The 1,465-nt window shown below is 47.6% G+C and carries 1 protein-coding gene and 1 pseudogene; one reads left to right on the top strand and one right to left on the bottom strand.

Going from position 1 to position 1,465, the window contains the following annotated elements; translation table 11 throughout:
- Positions 1 to 14 precede the first annotated feature (14 nt).
- Entirely contained in the window at positions 15 to 1,349 is a 1,335-nt protein-coding gene (locus ACWHAR_RS21180) for an aminotransferase-like domain-containing protein (protein ID WP_144459146.1), read from the top strand.
- On the opposite strand, the pseudogene ACWHAR_RS21175 reads toward ACWHAR_RS21180, so the two are convergent.
- Positions 1,344 to 1,465, bottom strand: a pseudogene (locus ACWHAR_RS21175) (4'-phosphopantetheinyl transferase); the annotation flags it as partial. The gene ACWHAR_RS21180 and the pseudogene ACWHAR_RS21175 sit on opposite strands and share 6 nt — an antisense overlap.

The raw sequence follows: 1,465 nt of genomic DNA, 5'->3' as shown, positions 1-1,465 counted from the left end.
TAGGGGGAGAAGGCATGGAGAAATATATGAGTCTAGTAACGAGGATAGAGGAGATGATGCAAAGCACCGCCTATCAAGAAGGAGACAGGCTTCCATCTATCCGTCAGATGTCCGCCCGCTACCAAGTCAGCAAAAGCACAGTGATCCGCGCGCTGCAGGAGCTGGAAAAGCGCCACCTTATCTATTCTGTTCCGAAAAGCGGCTATTATATTGTGAAAAAGACAGGGAAATCAAAAAGCGGGCAGCCTGGCCCCATCGACTTTGCCACATCTGCGCCGGATCCAGATGTGTTTCCGTATCTTGATTTTCAGCACTGTATCAACAAAGCGATTGATACATACAAAAACGATTTGTTTATTTATGGGACGCCAAAGGGGCTTCCATCACTCATCCGTGTACTCCGAAAGCTCTTGGCCAATCAACAGGTATTTGCGGATGAACGGCATATTTTCATTACATCAGGTGTCCAGCAGGCGTTATCTCTGCTTTGTGCCATGCCGTTCCCAAATGGGAAAGAGAAGATCGCCATTGAACAGCCGGGCTACCATTTGATGGTCGAACAGCTTGAGACGCTTGGGATTCCCGCCATCGGGGTGAAACGAACGGAAGAGGGACTTGATATAGCCGAGGTTGAGCGGTTATTTCAAACAGAATCGATTAAATTTTTTTATACGATGCCGCGCTTCCATAACCCGCTTGGCTGCTCATTGTCAGAGCGTGATAAACAGGAGCTTGTGAGACTGGCAGAAGCGTATGATGTCTATCTCGTTGAGGATGATTACCTCGGTGATCTGGAGGAAAATAAAAAGGCAGATCCGCTGTACGCATATGATCTGTCCTCACATGTCATCTATTTGAAAAGCTTCTCGAAAATGATGTTCCCCGGCCTTCGCGTGGGGGCGGCTGTTTTGCCCGAAGCGCTGACTGACACGTTCTATGCGTACAAAAAGCTGAACGACATCGACTGTTCGATGATTTCTCAAGCGGCATTGGAGATTTACCTGAAAAGCGGTATGTACGGCAGGCATAAGGAGAAAATCAGAGATTCTTATAAAGAGCGGTCGCTGAAGCTTCATCAAGCCATTCAAACACACAGGCAGCTGGGAAGCGGCCGCTTTACGTTCTCCAGCGGGCAGGCACCCTGCATGCACACCCACCTGGTGCTTCCTCAGGATCTGCCCGCCTCAAGAGTGATTCATAGGCTGAAAAAACAAGGGGTGATCCTTGAGGCGATAGACCGTCATTATTTATCAGATTATCAGAAAGAAAATCTATTAAAAATCAATATTTCCAATGTGAAAACGGAAGATATTGAGCGCGGTGTCAAGCTGTTGATGAGCCATTTATAAAAGCTCTTCGTACGAGACTATTATGATATCCTTGGGGAAATCAGGGTGTGCGGCGCATACAGCCATTTTGTAGCCGGGATCGACCTCATACGTTTTGATATAGCATGGGGAATGGC

It is taken from the genome of Bacillus sp. LR--39 (genome assembly GCF_053613335.1).
The sequence above is the reverse complement of the archived record's forward strand: the minus strand, read 5'-3'. Positions and strand labels throughout refer to the sequence as shown.